Below are 15,611 nucleotides of genomic sequence, written 5' to 3'. Positions count from 1 at the left end.
GGCAGCCGCAGCACACCGCGTTGCTGGTGCTCGCCGTACCGGTGACGGCCGCGCTGCTCGCCGCACGCCTCGCCGATCCGGTCACGACGGTGGTGGTCGAGGTCTCGGGCGCCGTCGCGAGCGTGCTCGGCCGCCCCCACCACCATCGGGTCAGGAACCGGCCAGCTCTTCGCGGACCGTGTGGGCCGCGGCGACCAGGTTCTCCAGGGACGCGCGGGTCTCGGGCCAGCCGCGGGTCTTCAGGCCGCAGTCCGGGTTGACCCACAACCGCTCCGCCGGGATGGCCTCAAGTCCCTTGCGCAGCAAGGCCGCCGCCTCGGCCGTGCTCGGTACGCGCGGGGAGTGGATGTCGTAGACACCCGGTCCCGCCTCGCGCGGATAGCCGTGCTCGGCCAGCTCGCGCGCCACCTGCATGTGCGAGCGGGCCGCCTCCAGGCTGATGACGTCCGCGTCGAGGTCGTCGATGGCCCGCACGATGTCGCCGAACTCGGCGTAGCACATGTGGGTGTGGACCTGCGTCTCCGGACGGACGCTGGCGGTGGTCAGCCGGAACGCCTCCGTGGCCCAGGCGAGATACGCCTCCCGGTCCGCCGCGCGCAGCGGGAGGGTCTCACGCAGCGCGGGTTCGTCGACCTGGATGACCGAAGTCCCGGCCGCCTCAAGGTCGTTGACCTCGTCACGCAGGGCGAGGGCGACCTGCCGCGCGGTGTCGCCGAGCGGCTGGTCGTCACGGACGAAGGACCAGGCGAGCATGGTGACCGGTCCGGTGAGCATGCCCTTGACCGGACGCCCGGTGAGCGACTGGGCGTACGTCGTCCAGCGCACCGTCATCGGTTCCGGGCGGGAGATGTCGCCGGCCAGGATCGGCGGGCGGACGTAACGGGTGCCGTAGGACTGGACCCAGCCGTGCCGCGTGGCGAGGTAGCCCGTCAGCTGCTCGGCGAAGTACTGGACCATGTCGTTGCGTTCGGGTTCGCCGTGCACGAGGACGTCCAGGCCGGTCTTCTCCTGGAACGAGATCACCTCCTGGATCTCGGCCTTGATCCGCTCCTCGTAACCGGCCGTGTCGATCCGCCGCGCCCTCAAGTCGGCCCGCGCGGTGCGCAGTTCGGCGGTCTGCGGGAAGGAGCCGATGGTGGTGGTCGGCAGCGGCGGCAGCTCGAGGTGCGTGCGCTGGGCCGTCGTACGCTCCGTGTACGGCTGGGAGCGGCGGGCGTCGGCGTCCGTGACCGAGGCGGCCCGAGCCCGTACGGCGGGGTCGCTGGTGAGCGCCGAACCGGCGCGGGATGCCAAGTCGGCGCGGTTGGCGGCGAGTTCGGCGGCGATCGTGTCGGTGCCCTGGGCCAGGCCCTTGGCGAGGGTGACGATCTCGCCCGTCTTCTGCCGCGCGAACGCGAGCCAGCGCAGGATCTGCGGCTCGATGTCCCGCTCGGCGGCGGCGTCGAGCGGCACATGGAGGAGCGAGCAGGAGGCGGCCACGTCGACCCGGTCGGCAAGACCGAGCAACGTGCCCAGTGTGACGAGGGACTTGGTGAGGTCGTTGACCCACACGTTACGGCCGTTGACCACGCCTGCTACCAGCCGCTTGCCGGACAGTCCGCCCACCGCGGCCAGGGCGTCCAGGTTCGCGGCGGCGGACTCGGTGAAGTCGAGGGCGAGGCCCTCCACGGGTGCCTTCGCGAGGACCGGGAGCGCGTCGCCCAGCCGGTCGAAGTAGGACGCGATCAGGAGCTTCGGCCGGTCGGGGAGGGCTCCGAGATCGCGGTAGGCGCGCGTGGTGGCGCTCAGTTCGGCCGGGGTGCGGTCCTGGACCAGGGCGGGCTCGTCCAGCTGCACCCACTCCGCGCCCGCCGCGCGCAGGTCGGCGAGGACCTCGGCGTACACGGGCAGCAACCGGTCCAGGAGGGTCAGCGGTTCGAAGTCCGCGGACACCCCCGGCGCGGGCTTGGCGAGCAGGAGGTAGGTGACCGGGCCGACCAGGACGGGGCGGGCGGTCAGACCCAGGGCGAGGGCCTCCTTCAACTCCGCGACCTGCTTGGTGGAGTCGGCGGTGAAGACGGTGTCCGGGCCCAACTCGGGCACGAGGTAGTGGTAGTTGGTGTCGAACCACTTCGTCATCTCCAGCGGCGCCACGTCCTGGGTGCCGCGTGCCATCGCGAAGTAGCCGTCCAGCGCGTCGAGTTCGACGGCGGCGCGGTGGCGTTGGGGGATCGCGCCGACCATGACGCTGGTGTCCAGGACATGGTCGTAGTACGAGAAGTCGCCGGTCGGTACCTCGTGGATGCCGGCCTCGGCGAGCTGCCGCCAGTTCGTGCTGCGCAGTTCGGTGGCGGTGGTCCGGAGGGCGTCGGCGTCGACGCGGCCCTTCCAGTACCCCTCGATGGCCTTCTTCAGTTCACGGCCCCTGCCCTGACGGGGGTAGCCGTACACGGTGGACCGTGCTGCCGCGGCTGCGGACTTTGTCGTCACGGAACTCTCCTTCGCGAGATGTCTCCCTGAAGTCCCGGCGACGGGACGGGAGCGCGAAGGAACGCCAGATCGGACGGTTGTCGTGTCCGCCGATGTGTACGCCGACCCGCCCACGAGGTCACCGGGATTCCGCGCACGAAATTCGTTCGCGCGTGGGCAGTTGGCAGGTCTTCGGACTTGCGGGCACGGCCTCCGTTTGACCGGAGGACACCTACTGGCCGTCGCTTCCCAGGTCCTGTTGTGGGCCCAGTGCGTGTGACGGCGGTCGTTCCTGCTTACCGCTGCGGGGCAGTCCCGGAGTTTCACCGGGTTCCCTCTTGCGACGCGTCCGTCTGGGTGACGGGGCGAACCAGCTGCGTGGCCAGCGTAAAGGGTGGGGGGTGGTTGCGTCGATTTTTGTCTGCGGCCCGGTGGGGGCTGGTCGCGCCCACGCGGCGGAGCCGCAAATCGATACAGCCCCGCGCCCCTTAGGGCAACTCGGTTGAACGGGACTCGAAAGCTCGCAGGATTTCCTCAGCCGCAAGTGTCGCCGTCAACTCGCCCTCTCGTACCTGGCGTTCTAGGTCCGGAGCAAGCGCGCGTACGGACGGGTCGGCGTGCAGGCGGCCCAGCAGTTCCTCGCGGACCATCGTCCACGTCCAGTCCACCTGCTGCTCGCGGCGCTTCGCGGCCAAGCGGCCCGTGGAGTCCAGCAGTGAACGGTGTTGTTCGAGGCGTTCCCAGACCGTGTCCAGGCCCGTTCCCTCGCGCGCGCTGCAACTCAGGACCGGCGGGGTCCAGGCCGCGTCTGCGGGATGCATCAGCCTTAGTGCGCCCGCCAGTTCACGCGCGGCGCTCTTCGCATCGCGCTCATGCGGCCCGTCCGCCTTGTTGACGGCGATGACGTCCGCCAGTTCCAGGACGCCCTTCTTGATGCCCTGTAGCTGGTCGCCGGTGCGGGCGAGAGTCAACAGCAGGAAGGAGTCGACCATGTTGGCGACCGCCGTCTCCGACTGGCCTACGCCTACCGTCTCGACGAGGACGACGTCGTAGCCCGCCGCCTCCATCACCACGATGGACTCGCGGGTCGCCTTCGCGACGCCGCCGAGGGTGCCGGCGGTGGGGGAGGGGCGGACGAAGGCGGCCGGGTCGACGGCGAGGCGTTCCATGCGGGTCTTGTCGCCGAGGATCGAACCGCCCGTGCGGCTCGACGACGGGTCGACGGCGAGGACCGCGACCCGGAAGCCGAGCGAGGTGAGGAGTGTGCCGAAGGCGTCGATGAACGTCGACTTGCCCACGCCCGGTACGCCGCTGATGCCGATCCGCCGGGCCTGGCCGCTGTGCGGCAGCAGTTCGGTCAGCAACTCCTGGGCCATGACCCGGTGTTGGGGCCTGGTCGACTCGACGAGGGTGATGGCGCGGGCCACCAGCGCCCGCTTCCCGTCGAGTACGCCCTTCACATAGGTGTCGAGGTCGATCGCCATGGGGCTCAGAGGTCGTGGCCGAGGTCGGCGGCCAGTCGCCGCACCAGGTCGTAGGCCGCGTCCGGGATCACCGTCCCGGGCGGGAACACGGCCGCCGCGCCCATCTCCAGGAGGGTCGGTACATCCTGGGGTGGGATGACTCCGCCGACCACGATCATGATGTCCTCGCGGCCCTCCTCGGCGAGGGACTCCTTCAACGCCGGTACGAGGGTGAGGTGTCCGGCGGCGAGGGACGACACTCCGACGATGTGCACGTCCGCCTCTACGGCCTGGCGGGCCACCTCGCCGGGGGTCTGGAACAGCGGGCCGACGTCCACGTCGAAGCCGAGGTCGGCGAACGCGGTGGCGATCACCTTCTGGCCGCGGTCGTGGCCGTCCTGGCCCATCTTGGCGACCAGGATGCGGGGGCGGCGGCCCTCGGACTCCTCGAACTCGGCCACGAGGGTACGGGTGCGCTCGACGGACGGGGAGTCGCCGGCTTCGGTGCGGTACACACCGGCGATCGTACGGATCTGGCTCGCGTGCCGCCCGTACACCTTCTCCAGCGCGTCGGAGATCTCGCCGACCGTCGCCTTGGCGCGGGCCGCGTTCACCGCCAGCTCCAGCAGGTTGCCCTCACCGCCCGCAGCCCGGGTCAGCGCGTGCAGGGCGTCCTGGGTGGCCTGTTCGTCGCGCTCCGCGCGCAACCGCCGTAGTTTCTCGATCTGTTGGGTGCGTACGGAGGAGTTGTCGACCTTGAGGACGTCGATCTCCTCGTCGGTCTCCACGCGGTACTTGTTGACGCCGATGACCGGCTGGCGGCCGGAGTCGATGCGGGCCTGGGTGCGGGCCGCGGCTTCCTCGATGCGCAGCTTGGGGATGCCCGCGTCGATAGCCTTGGCCATGCCGCCCGCCGCCTCGACCTCCTCGATGTGCTGCCAGGCGCGGCGCGCGAGGTCGTAGGTCAGCTTCTCGACGTACGCGCTGCCGCCCCACGGGTCGATCGCGCGGGTCGTGCCGGACTCCTGCTGGATCAGGAGCTGGGTGTTGCGGGCGATGCGCGCCGAGAAGTCGGTGGGCAACGCGAGGGCTTCGTCCAGGGCGTTGGTGTGGAGTGACTGGGTGTGGCCCTGGGTGGCCGCCATCGCCTCCACGCAGGTGCGCGTGACGTTGTTGAAGACGTCCTGCGCGGTCAGCGACCAGCCCGAGGTCTGTGAATGGGTGCGCAGGGAGAGGGACTTGGCGTTCTGCGGGTCGAACTGCTTGACCAGCTTGGCCCAGAGGAGGCGGGCCGCGCGCATCTTCGCGATCTCCATGAAGAAGTTCATGCCGATCGCCCAGAAGAAGGACAGCCGGGGTGCGAACGCGTCCACATCCATCCCCGCGTCCCGGCCCGCCCGGATGTACTCCACCCCGTCGGCGAGGGTGTACGCCAGCTCCAAGTCGGCCGTCGCGCCCGCCTCTTGGATGTGGTAGCCGGAGATGGAGATGGAGTTGTAGCGGGGCATGCGCTGCGAGGTGTACGCGAAGATGTCGGAGATGATCCGCATCGACGGCTTCGGCGGATAGATGTAGGTGTTGCGGACCATGAACTCCTTGAGGATGTCGTTCTGGATGGTCCCGGCCAACTTCTCGGGCGGTACGCCCTGTTCCTCCGCCGCCACGATGTAGAGGGCGAGTACTGGAAGTACCGCGCCGTTCATCGTCATCGACACGGTCATCTTGTCGAGCGGGATGCCGTCGAAGAGCTGGCGCATGTCGTAGATCGAGTCGATCGCCACGCCCGCCATGCCGACGTCACCGGTCACGCGCGGGTGGTCGCTGTCGTAACCCCGGTGCGTGGGCAGGTCGAAGGCGACCGACAGGCCCTTCTGGCCGGCCGCCAGATTGCGCCGGTAGAAGGCGTTGGACTCCTCGGCCGTGGAGAAACCCGCGTACTGGCGGATCGTCCAGGGCTGGTTGACGTACATCGTCGGGTACGGGCCGCGCAGATACGGCGCGATGCCCGGGTAGGTGGCCAGGAAGTCCAGGCCCTCCAAGTCCTGCCCGGTGTACAGGGGTTTGACCGCGATGCCCTCCGGGGTCTCCCAGAGCAGATCGTCGCCCCCCGCCGCCTTCTTGACGGCGTCGCGCCACTCGTCGGTACCGGCCTCGGCGGCCGGGGCCCCCAGCTCGATCCCGGAGAAGTCGGGGATGCGCCCCATCGCTGCCATCAGGACACTCCCATGCGGTCGAGGGTGGCGGACAGTACGGCTACGGCGTCGCAGCCCGCGAAGACGTAGGCGTCGACACCGGAGTACTGCCCGGGGCGGCCCGCGAGGAACACATGCCCGGCACCGGCCGACCTCAACTCACCGGCGATCGTGGCCGCTTGCTCCTCGTACAGCGCGTCGCTCGAGCACAGGCAGGCCTCGGTGGCCCCGCTGTCCGCGAACTCGCCCCCGGTGACGGGCTCGATGCCGCCCGCCTGGAACAGGTTCGAGGCGAAGGTGAGGCGTGCCGTGTGCGCGGCGGCCGGGCCGAGCGCCGCCAGGTAGATCCGCGGCCGGGAGCCGGTCGCCGCGAGGTGGGCGTCGGAGCGGGCGCGCAGTTCTTCGTAGGCCTCGTCGCGGCGCACGCGCGGCAGTCCGCCGGAGGGCGGCTCGGGGGCGGGTGCGCGCTCCGGGAGGCGTTCGGCGAGGTTCGGGAACTCGCTCACGCCGGTGATGGGTTCGCGGCGCTTGGCGAGCTTCGCGCTGCGGGCCGCCCAGGTGGTGGCGAGGTCCTCACGGAGGCTGCCCGAGCGCAATACGGCTGCCTGGCCGCCCTGTTGCTCGATGTGCTGGAAGAACTCCCAGCCCGCGTGGGCGAGTTCGTCGGTGAGCCGCTCCACGTACCAGGAGCCGCCCGCCGGGTCGATCACCCGGGACAGATGCGACTCCTCCACCAGGATCGTCGACGTGTTGCGGGCGATCCGGCGTGCGAACGCGTCCGGCAGGCCCAGCGCGTGGTCGAAGGGCAGCACGGTGACGGACTCGGCGCCGCCCACCCCGGCGGCCAGCGTCGCGACCGTCGTGCGCAGCATGTTCACCCACGGGTCGCGGCGGGACATCATCACCGGCGAGGTCACCGCGTGCTGCACCTGCCCGCCCGGCGCCCCGCACACCTCGGCCACGCGTGCCCAAAGCCTGCGCGCGGCACGCAACTTGGCGATCGTCAGGAACTGGTCGGCGGTCGCCGCGTACCTGAACTCCAGCTGTCCCACGGCCTGTTCGACGCTCAGGCCCGCCTCGGTCAGCTCACGCAGATAGGCGACACCCGTCGCCAGCGAGGCGCCCAGCTCCTGCGCCGCCGAACCGCCGGCCTCGTGGTACGGCAGCGCGTCCACGGTCAGCGCGCGCAGCCCCGGGTACTCCTCGGCGCAGCGCCGGGCGAGCGCGGCGACGGGCGCGAAGTCGAAGCCCTCGTCCCCGGTACGGGCCGCGAAGCCCAGCGGGTCGGCACCGAGGTTGCCGCGGGCGGCCGCACGGGCGACGCCCCGCTCCTCGTACAGCCGTAGCAACTCGGCCGCGGCGGGCGCGACTTCGGGACCCGCGTCGAGGACGACGGGCGCCAGGTCGAGGTAGACGCCGTCGAGGGTGCTGCCGAGCTTCGCGACCGGGATGCCTCGCTCGCCGACGACCAGCCACAGCGAGGCGACGCCGTTCTCCAGGTCGCCGAGGACCGCGGCGGGGTCGGCGGTCGTGTGCTGCTGGCGTACGTCCCAGCCGCCGAGGGTGTTGCCCTCGGCGCGGCCGCCCCGCACGAAGGGGGCGAAACCGGGGAGGCCGGGCTCGGGTGCGGAGTCGTCGGCGGTGTACAGGGGACGTGCACGGAGTCCGTCCTCCAGCGAGGTGGACAGGGCTTCTTCCGCTGCGGCGCCCGAGACTTCCTTGCCCGACTTGCGCAGTACGCCTTCCACCAGGCGTTGCCACTGCTCATGGGTCGCGTCAGGGAACTCGGCGGCCAGCGAGAGCCCGTCGTCGGGCAGGACCGTCATGCTCGGATGCTAGGGCAAAAGCGCAGGTGAGCGGCAGAGGACATGGCTGTGACCTTGACCTCTCCTCGCGGTCCAGACCAGTTGGCCGCCGCCTCGGCGGCTACAGCCCGATGTCCCTGAGGTCCATGTCGTCCAGTGACTCACGGCGGACGAGGACGCGCGTGATGCCGTCGGACACCGCGACGACCGGCGGGCGGCCGACGAGGTTGTGGTGCCTCGGATCGCATCCGGCCGCCCGCCCATGTCAACGAAGTGGCGGTCCCCGGCAAAGCGCGGGGCAAGAATCGGCCCCGGTGCCCGCCCCTCGGGCCGCGATGACCGTCTGGCCACGCACTGTTCACTCGGGGGCCGCCGGGAAGCGCCAATGTGCGGACGTTGTCAGCTCAACTGCTCGCCAGGGAGGGCACCATGACCACTCAGACCGAGACATCGGACGGGTCCGCGCAGTCGTCCGAGGGGGTCAGCCGGCGTCACGCGCTGGGTCTCCTCGGTACGGCCGGCGCCGGCGCGGCCGTCACCCCCTTGCTGGGAGCAGGCACGGCGCAGGCCGCCCCGCTCGCCGCCCCGGCCCTGCACCTCACCGCGGACTCCTCCGGGACCTCCCCGGTCCAGGGCCTGCACCTCACCTTCGGCGCCGACCCGCGCACCCGGATGAACGTCTCGTGGATCACCGACAAACCGGTGACCAGACCCGTCGTGCGCTACGGCACGCTGGAGCACGGCTTCGGCTCCAGCGCCGACGCGCACACCGTCACCTACATCGACGGCACATCCAGCCGTACCGTCTACGTCCACCACGCCTCGCTGACGCGGCTGTCGCCCGGCACCGACTACGTCTACATGGCCACCCACGAGGGTGCGACCCCCGACAGCGGCACCTTCCGCACCGCGCCGCGCGGCCGGGCCCCGTTCACCTTCACCAGCTTCGGCGACCAGTCCGCCCCGCAGGTCACCTGGGCCGCCGACGGCACGGTCGCGCTCGACGCGAACTCCACCCCGGCGACCAAGGACATCGTCACCGGCATCGAGCAGGTCGCCCCGCTCTTCCACCTCCTCAACGGCGACCTCTGCTACGCCAACCTGGACGTCGACCGGGTGCGCACCTGGAACAACTTCTTCACCAACAACACCCGTTCGGCCCGCTTCCGCCCCTGGATGCCGGCGGCCGGCAACCACGAGATCGAGAAGGCCAACGGCCCGATCGGACTCGGCGCCTACCAGTCCTACTTCACCCTCCCCTCCACCGAGACCGACGCCGAACTCGCGGGCCTGTACTACGCGTTCACGGTCGGCTCGGTCCGGGTGATCGTGCTCCAGAACGACGACAACTGCCTCCAGGACGGCGGCGACGTCTACATCAACGGCTACTCCGGCGGCCGCCAACTCGCCTTCCTGGAGAAGGAGTTGAAGGCGGCCCGGGCCTCGCGCGACACCGACTGGATCGTCGTCGCCATGCACCAGGTGATGATCAGCTCCTCGGACGCCAACGGCGCCGACCTCGGCCTGCGCCAGAAGTACGGCCCCCTCTTCGACCGCTACGGCGTCGACCTGGTCCTGTGCGGCCACGAGCACAACTACGAGCGCTCGCTGGCCGTCCGCGGTGTCGTCACCGGCAGCGAGACGCTGACCCCGAACCCGGTCTCCACGGCCACCGACTCCATCGACACCGGCCTCGGCACCGTGCACATGATCCTCGGCGGCGGTGGCGTCTCGGGCACCACGAACCAGAGCTTCTTCAAGGACGGCACCGCCAAGGTCATCACCGCCGTGTCGTCGAGCCCCGGCTCCAACGGCAAGCGCACCTCCACCTACACCAAGGAGGAGGCGATCTGGACCGGCGTCCGAGACCTCGAACACCCCTACGGCTTCGCGGCGTTCACCGTCGACCCGGGCCGGCACGCCGGTGACACGACCCGCATGCACGTGACGTACTACAACGTGAACAAGCCGCACGGCGAACTGTCGGTCTTCGAGACGTTCACGATCCACCGCAAGCGCTCGGACGGCCACCGCTAACCGGAGCGGTCCTGGCCTTCGTCCGGCAACCAGTGCAGGGCGAACCAGAGTTCCATCCGCACGCCGGGGTCCTGCAAGTCCACATCGAGCAGTTCGGCGATCCGTGCCAGGCGGTGCCGCACGGTGTTCCGGTGGATGTGCAGGGCCGCCGCCGTGCGGTCCCAACTGCCGTGCAGGGTAAGCCAGGTTCGCAGGGTGTCGAGGAGGACGGGCGCACCCGGAGACGCGGCCCGGTCGAGCGGGGCGAAGCGGGTGCGGGCCAGGTCGTGGGCGTCGGCGGGCGGGACGATCCCGTGGACGGTGAGCGGGTCCCTGGTGTGGACGACGGCCGGCACCCGCGCCGCGATCGCGCGTTGCAGGGCACGTCCGGCCCGCACATCGGCGTGCGCCAGTTCCGAGGCGGGCGCGGGTGTGCTGAACCCGAGGATCCAGCCCAAGTCGGCCGCCTGCGCGGGCACTTCGGGACGCGCGTCCGGCGCGCCGGCGATCAGGGCCTTCAGCTCGGAGCCGTCGACGTACAGGTAAGGCGTGCCCAACACTGTCCCCAGCGTGGCGAGTTGGGCCGGATCGTCGCCCTGGGCGGAGCGCGGGGACGGGTGCCGGCCGTGGACCACGACCCAGTGTCCGGCGGCCTCCGCCCTGTCGGCGGGGGTGAGATCGCCCGCGACCTCCGCCGGTGCCGCGCCCAGCATCAGCCGTACCAGCGCGCCCGCGCTGTGCGTGTCGGTGCCCAGGGCGTGCCGTGGGCTGGTGAGCAGGGCCAGCAACACCGCCGCCGTACTGGTGACTTGGCGGTGCACCAGGGTCGGGGCGGTGGTGGTGGCCTGGCCGAGGGCGAGTGCCGTCGCGGTGCCGTCCGCTCCGGGCAGGGTGTGCACGGTCAGATGGGTGCCGTCCTGGTGATCGGCCGCCGCGGTCGGTACGGACCGGCCGGAGGCACCGGTACGGCTCCGGGCGATGGTGCGCACGGCGAGGTCGCGCACCCGCTCCGGCGTCGGCGGCGCGGGCCGGGGACCGGCGCTGAACAACTCGTGGCCCCGGGCGTCGTGGAGGACCGCCCAGGCGCCGGTGTGTCCGCTGAGCTGGGTGAGCACCGCCCGGAGCGCGTCCGGCCGGGCGGCGGCCGTGGCCAGCGCCGACTGGGCCCGGGAGATCTCGCGCAGCTCACGGTTGCGGACCTCGGCGATCGCCGCGTACGTGGCCTGCCCGACCGCCACGAACGGGGTGGCCGGCGGCAGCCGTAGCAGAGGGAGCCCGTGGCGGTCGCAGGCGGCGACCAGTTCGGGCGGGACCTCGTCGTGCACGGGGACGACACCGAACCCGAGCGCGGTCACCCCGGCGCCGACGACGCCCCGTACATACGTGTCGACGCCCGCCGCGTCGGCCGGGAGGCGCACGCCCGCGGTGAGCAGCAGTTCGCCGCCCACCAGGTACGGCGACGGGTCCTCGATCTCCGTGGTGCCGACCGTGCTGACCCGGTGGTCCCCGGCGGCGGGCCCCGCGATCTGGCGCAGGTCCAGGGCGGGGTCGGTGAGCAGCACGCTCAGGGGCACGGAGGGCTGTTCGGACTCGGTGGACACGGTGGACTCGGTCATGAGGGGGCATCCTCCCGGCCTGGGGCATCACACACGACTGTCGGAATCATCCAACCGTCATCTCCATATTGGACGGTTCCGCCACTTCGGCGCCAGCGCGTGCGCCGATATCGTCGTGCCACTCGCAGGGCACTGTCCCGGCCCGGCCCGCACCCGGTCGCCGACTCTCTCCGAACTCTCCGACCTCTCCGCTCATTCCGCTTCCGGAGGACTCCGATGACCGTCGACTACTTCGTCATGGCCGCATACCTGCTGGGCATCATCGGCGTGGGCTGGTGGGGCAGGAAACGCGCCGCCTCCAAGAGCGACTTCCTGGTCGCGGGACGGCGCCTCGGACCGCTCATGTACACCGGCACGATGGCCGCCGTCGTCCTCGGCGGCGCCTCCACCATCGGCGGCGTACGCCTCGGCTACACCTACGGCATCTCCGGCGCCGCCATGGTCTTCGCGATCGGCCTCGGACTGCTGGCCCTGTCGGTCTTCTTCTCCGCCCGCATCGCCCGCCTCAAGGTCTACACCGTCGCCGAGATGCTCTCCCTGCGCTACGGCGACACCGCCGCCGTGATCTCCGGCGTCGTGATGTGGATCTACACGCTGATGCTGGTGGTGACCTCGACGATCGCCTACGCCAGTGTCTTCGACGTCCTGTTCGACGTGCCCCGCTGGGTCGCCGTGGTCATCGGCGGCACGATCGTCGTCGGCTACTCGGCGCTCGGCGGCATGTGGTCCATCACCCTCACCGACATGGTGCAGTTCGTGGTCAAGAGCCTCGGCGTGCTGGTCCTGCTGCTGCCCATCGCCGTGGTCAGGGCGGGCGGATTCTCCGAGATGGCGGACAAGCTGCCGGACGGCTACTTCTCCCCGACGTCCATCGGCGGCCAGACCATCGTCACCTTCGTGCTGATCTACACCTTCGGCATGCTCATCGGACAGGACATCTGGCAGCGGGTGTTCACGGCCCGCTCCGACAGGGTCGCCTCCTGGGGCGGCACCGTCGCCGGCGTCTACTGCCTGGTCTACGCTCTGGCCGGTGCCGTCATCGGCATGGCCACCAAGTCCCTCTACCCCCAACTCGCCAGCGCCGACGACGCGTTCGCGACGATCGTCCGGCACGCCCTGCCCACCGGCGTCCGGGGCCTGGTGCTGGCCGCCGCGCTCTCCGCGATGATGTCGACGGCGAGCGGCGCCCTGATCGCCTCGGCGACCGTCGCCAACAACGACATCTGGGCGCGGCTGCGCGGCCGCAGGACCACCGGTCCGAAGGACGACGAGACCGGCGCGCAGGACGACGGGATCGGCTCGAACCGGCTCGCGATCGTCGTCCTCGGAGTCGCGGCGATGGGCATCGCCTGCGCCCTCGGCGACGTCATCGAAGCCCTCACCGTCGCCTACAACCTGCTCGTCGGCGGCCTGTTGGTGCCCATCCTCGGCGGCCTCGTCTGGAAGCGCGGCAACCTGCCCGGCGCCATGGCCTCGATGGTCGCGGGCGGCACCACGGTCATCGTCCTCATGGTGACCGACGGCCTCCTCGCCAACGAGCCCATCTACTACGGCCTGTTGGCCGGCCTGGTCGCCTATGCCGCCGTCAGCCTCCTCACCAAACCGACGGAGGAAGCCGTCGTCCAGGCCTGGCACCGCCGCCTGGCGGGCGAACAGGCCTCAGCCGCCCCGGAGTTGAGCGTGGCCTGACCCGCCGTTCCGGAAGCACCCACCCGCACCCGCACGTGCCGTATCTCATCGAAAGGTCCTCATGTACGCCACCACTGTCACCTCGGAAGAACGTCGGCTGCGCCGCGAACTCGCCGCGGTCTACCGGCTCGTGGCGCACTTCAGGATGACCGACCTGATCTTCACGCACATCTCGGTCCGTCTCCCGGGCCCCGAACACCACTTCCTGATCAACCCCTACGGCCTCCTCTTCGAGGAGATCACCGCGTCCAACCTCGTCAGGATCGACCTGTCCGGCCGCGCCGTCGAGGACTCCCGCCACCCGGTCAACCCGGCCGGCTTCGTCATCCACAGCGCCGTCCACGCCGCCCGCCCCGACGCCCACTGCGTCCTGCACACCCACACCAGGGCGGGCTGCGCGGTCGCCGCCCAGGAACACGGCCTGCTCCCGCTCAACCAGATCTCCATGGAGTTCTACGGCAGGCTCGGCTACCACGACTACGAGGGCGTCGCCCTCAACCTCGCCGAACAGCGGCGCCTGGTCGCCGACTTGGGCCCGCACCCCGCGATGATCCTGCGCAACCACGGCCTGCTCACCGTAGGGGAGACCCCCGCGGAGGCATTTCTGCGCATGTACTACCTGGACAAGGCCTGCGAGATCCAGACCGCGGCGGCCGCGGCGGGCACCCCGCTGGTCGTCCCCGGCCCCGAGGTCTGCGAGCTGACCGCCCGTCAACTCGCCGGCGAGGACGACAGTTCGGACCTCCAGGACGACAAGGCGTACGAGTTCGCGTGGGCGGCGCTGCTCCGGCTCGTGGAGTGGGTCGCCCCCGACTACAAGGACTGAGAGCCGGGGGCGGAGGGCCGTACACGCCGGGGTAGGTCAGCCCGTCGTCGCGGATTTCTGTCCGGACGGGGTGATGGCGTACCACTCGCCGTCCTTGCCCTGACCGTTCGCCTCTCCGGCCGCCGTGTCGCCGACGTACCGGTACAACGGCCAGCCGGCGAGGGTGAGTTGCGGTTGGCCGTTCCGGTGGACCGTGCCGAGAAGGCTCTTGTCGACTCCCGACGTCTGTACGGAGTCCTCCGCGATGACGGGGATCCACGTCATTGTGCAGGCGCCCTTGCACGTCCACTTGGAGGGGGACGGCTCGTCCTCGTCGAAGCGGTAGAGGGTCTTCCCGTTGTTGTCGGTGACCACGTCGCCCAGGCCGTTCATCGCCTTGGCCGTCACCGCGGTGGTCGTGGTTCCGTCACCGGAACCGGCGCCGGCACTCGCGCTCGGCGGTGAGGCGACCGGCGTCGTGATCGCGGGGTCCGACGCGGCCGGGGTCACCGAGGCGGCGTTGTCGGTACCGGCGTCGTTCGAGGAACCGCACGCCCCCAGCAGCAGCGTGGAGGCGAGCCCTGCGACGAGGCTCAGGACGATGCGTCGCGGGATCAAGGAAGTGCCCTTCGTCAGGAGTCGCGTCTGCTTGCTCCCATGGATACGTCGGCAGGCCCCCGCCCTCTCAGTCGCGCGTTCCACATGACGCACTCTTGACCCCGAATCCGGATGTAACCCGGATCACAGCCCCGAAGTGCAGCGCGGTGTGGGGTCAACGGCCTTTCTCTCTGTGTAAGGGGCTTGCCCGAAACGGGGACGGTGGACGGTACGGATGGAACAGAGTCGGGCCGACGGGTTCGACGGGTTCGTGGCAGCACGCTGGTCGGCGTTGTTCCATCTGGCCTGTCTGCTCGTGGGAGGCGATCGGCACCGCGCCGAGGACCTGCTCCAGGAAGCCATGGTCAAGCTCTGGTTCGCCTGGCCGAGGATCGGCGAGGAGGCACCCGAGCCGTACGTGCGCAAGATCCTGGCGCGGGCGGCGGCCCGTTCGGCGCGGCGGCGCTGGTGGGGTGAGCGCCCGGTCGAGCAACTGCCCGACCGCGCGGAGGTGGACGACGTGTCCGCCGCCGTGGCGGAGCGCTCACGGCTGGAGGCGGCGCTGGCCCAACTGCCGCCCGCGCAGCGGGCCGCCGTGGTCCTGCGCTACTACCAGGACCTGCCCGACAAGCAGGTCGCCGAAGTGCTGGGGTGTCCGGTCGGCACCGCCAGGTCCCATGCGTCGCGGGGCGTGGCGCGGCTGCGCCGGATCCTCGGCGATGTCATCGAACCGGTGGGATGAGGGGGAGTTGATGGATCACTTCGAGCGGGAGCTCGCGCGGATGATGCGCGACTCCCAGGAAACGACCCCTTTCGAACCCAGGCACCGGACCCGACTCCGCTCCGGCGTCCGGGCCAGGCGCCGGGTCCGCGCGGCCCGGAAGGCGGTCGGCTCGGCCCTGGCCGTCGCCGGGATCGGCCTCGGCTTCTTCCTGCTGCCCCACGACCGGGTGGACGACAGACCGCAGGCCCCGCTGCCC

At 70.8% G+C, this 15,611-nt stretch carries 10 protein-coding genes, 1 pseudogene and 1 riboswitch; of the genes and pseudogenes, 5 read left to right on the top strand and 6 right to left on the bottom strand.

What is annotated here, in order from left to right:
- Positions 1-150 precede the first annotated feature (150 nt).
- The 4 genes from metE to ACNFOC_RS37150 all read right to left on the bottom strand — a co-directional run bounded on the left by metE (position 151) and on the right by ACNFOC_RS37150 (position 7,929).
- Positions 151-2,469 (bottom strand): 5-methyltetrahydropteroyltriglutamate--homocysteine S-methyltransferase, encoded by a 2,319-nt coding sequence (metE, locus tag ACNFOC_RS37165; RefSeq protein ID WP_416963436.1) that lies wholly within the window; start codon positions 2,467-2,469, stop codon positions 151-153.
- Between the two features lie 145 nt (positions 2,470-2,614).
- Positions 2,615-2,838, bottom strand: a riboswitch (cobalamin riboswitch).
- Between the two features lie 98 nt (positions 2,839-2,936).
- The gene (gene meaB, locus ACNFOC_RS37160; protein ID WP_416963435.1) at positions 2,937-3,932 is read right to left on the bottom strand and encodes a methylmalonyl Co-A mutase-associated GTPase MeaB; all 996 of its coding nucleotides are present in this window, start codon (positions 3,930-3,932) and stop codon (positions 2,937-2,939) included.
- Between the two features lie 5 nt (positions 3,933-3,937).
- Positions 3,938-6,124: a methylmalonyl-CoA mutase gene (gene scpA / locus ACNFOC_RS37155; RefSeq protein WP_416963434.1), complete on the bottom strand. Its 2,187-nt coding sequence runs from the start codon at positions 6,122-6,124 to the stop codon at positions 3,938-3,940.
- A complete protein-coding gene (locus ACNFOC_RS37150; RefSeq protein WP_416963433.1) occupies positions 6,124-7,929 on the bottom strand; it encodes a methylmalonyl-CoA mutase family protein in 1,806 nt (601 codons plus the stop codon). Before ACNFOC_RS37150 ends, scpA begins: the two co-directional genes overlap by 1 nt.
- Positions 7,930-8,337: 408 nt before the next feature.
- Here ACNFOC_RS37150 and ACNFOC_RS37145 point away from each other — a divergent pair, with 408 nt between their 5' ends.
- Positions 8,338-9,945 (top strand): purple acid phosphatase family protein, encoded by a 1,608-nt coding sequence (locus ACNFOC_RS37145; protein ID WP_416963432.1) that lies wholly within the window; start codon positions 8,338-8,340, stop codon positions 9,943-9,945.
- Here ACNFOC_RS37145 and ACNFOC_RS37140 read toward each other — a convergent pair.
- Positions 9,942-11,540: a PucR family transcriptional regulator gene (locus tag ACNFOC_RS37140; protein WP_416963431.1), complete on the bottom strand. Its 1,599-nt coding sequence runs from the start codon at positions 11,538-11,540 to the stop codon at positions 9,942-9,944. The two genes, ACNFOC_RS37145 and ACNFOC_RS37140, sit on opposite strands and share 4 nt — an antisense overlap.
- 216 nt (positions 11,541-11,756) lie before the next feature.
- Between ACNFOC_RS37140 and ACNFOC_RS37135 the strand changes: the two genes are divergently transcribed.
- Positions 11,757-13,229, top strand: coding sequence for a sodium:solute symporter family protein (locus ACNFOC_RS37135; protein WP_416963430.1), 1,473 nt, complete (start codon positions 11,757-11,759; stop codon positions 13,227-13,229).
- A 61-nt stretch (positions 13,230-13,290) separates the two neighbouring features.
- Positions 13,291-14,055 carry a class II aldolase/adducin family protein gene (locus tag ACNFOC_RS37130; RefSeq protein WP_416963429.1) on the top strand — a complete coding sequence of 255 codons (765 nt, stop codon included), beginning with the start codon at positions 13,291-13,293 and terminating at the stop codon, positions 14,053-14,055.
- A 36-nt stretch (positions 14,056-14,091) separates the two neighbouring features.
- Here the strand turns inward: ACNFOC_RS37130 and ACNFOC_RS37125 are convergent, their stop codons facing one another.
- Positions 14,092-14,652, bottom strand: a complete 561-nt coding sequence (locus ACNFOC_RS37125) for a hypothetical protein (RefSeq protein ID WP_416963428.1) — start codon at positions 14,650-14,652, stop codon at positions 14,092-14,094.
- Positions 14,653-14,866: 214 nt separating this feature from the next.
- Between ACNFOC_RS37125 and ACNFOC_RS37120 the strand changes: the two genes are divergently transcribed.
- Positions 14,867-15,373, top strand: coding sequence for a SigE family RNA polymerase sigma factor (locus ACNFOC_RS37120; RefSeq protein WP_416963427.1), 507 nt, complete (start codon positions 14,867-14,869; stop codon positions 15,371-15,373).
- Positions 15,374-15,383: 10 nt separating this feature from the next.
- Positions 15,384-15,611 (top strand): annotated as a pseudogene (locus ACNFOC_RS37115) (hypothetical protein); the annotation flags it as partial.

Source organism: Streptomyces colwelliae (assembly GCF_048158785.1).
GTDB lineage: Bacteria > Actinomycetota > Actinomycetes > Streptomycetales > Streptomycetaceae > Streptomyces.
The sequence above is the reverse complement of the archived record's forward strand: the minus strand, read 5'-3'. Positions and strand labels throughout refer to the sequence as shown.

Bases quoted from the DNA above. Each gene is read 5' to 3' on its own strand.
- ACNFOC_RS37130 (WP_416963429.1), top strand. From the start codon at position 13,291: ATGTACGCCACCACTGTCACCTCGGAAGAACGTCGGCTGCGCCGCGAA.
- ACNFOC_RS37140 (WP_416963431.1), bottom strand. From the start codon at position 11,540: ATGACCGAGTCCACCGTGTCCACCGAGTCCGAACAGCCCTCCGTGCCC.
- ACNFOC_RS37135 (WP_416963430.1), top strand. From the start codon at position 11,757: ATGACCGTCGACTACTTCGTCATGGCCGCATACCTGCTGGGCATCATC.
- scpA (WP_416963434.1), bottom strand. From the start codon at position 6,124: ATGGCAGCGATGGGGCGCATCCCCGACTTCTCCGGGATCGAGCTGGGG.
- ACNFOC_RS37120 (WP_416963427.1), top strand. From the start codon at position 14,867: ATGGAACAGAGTCGGGCCGACGGGTTCGACGGGTTCGTGGCAGCACGC.
- ACNFOC_RS37145 (WP_416963432.1), top strand. From the start codon at position 8,338: ATGACCACTCAGACCGAGACATCGGACGGGTCCGCGCAGTCGTCCGAG.
- ACNFOC_RS37150 (WP_416963433.1), bottom strand. From the start codon at position 7,929: ATGACGGTCCTGCCCGACGACGGGCTCTCGCTGGCCGCCGAGTTCCCT.
- meaB (WP_416963435.1), bottom strand. From the start codon at position 3,932: ATGGCGATCGACCTCGACACCTATGTGAAGGGCGTACTCGACGGGAAG.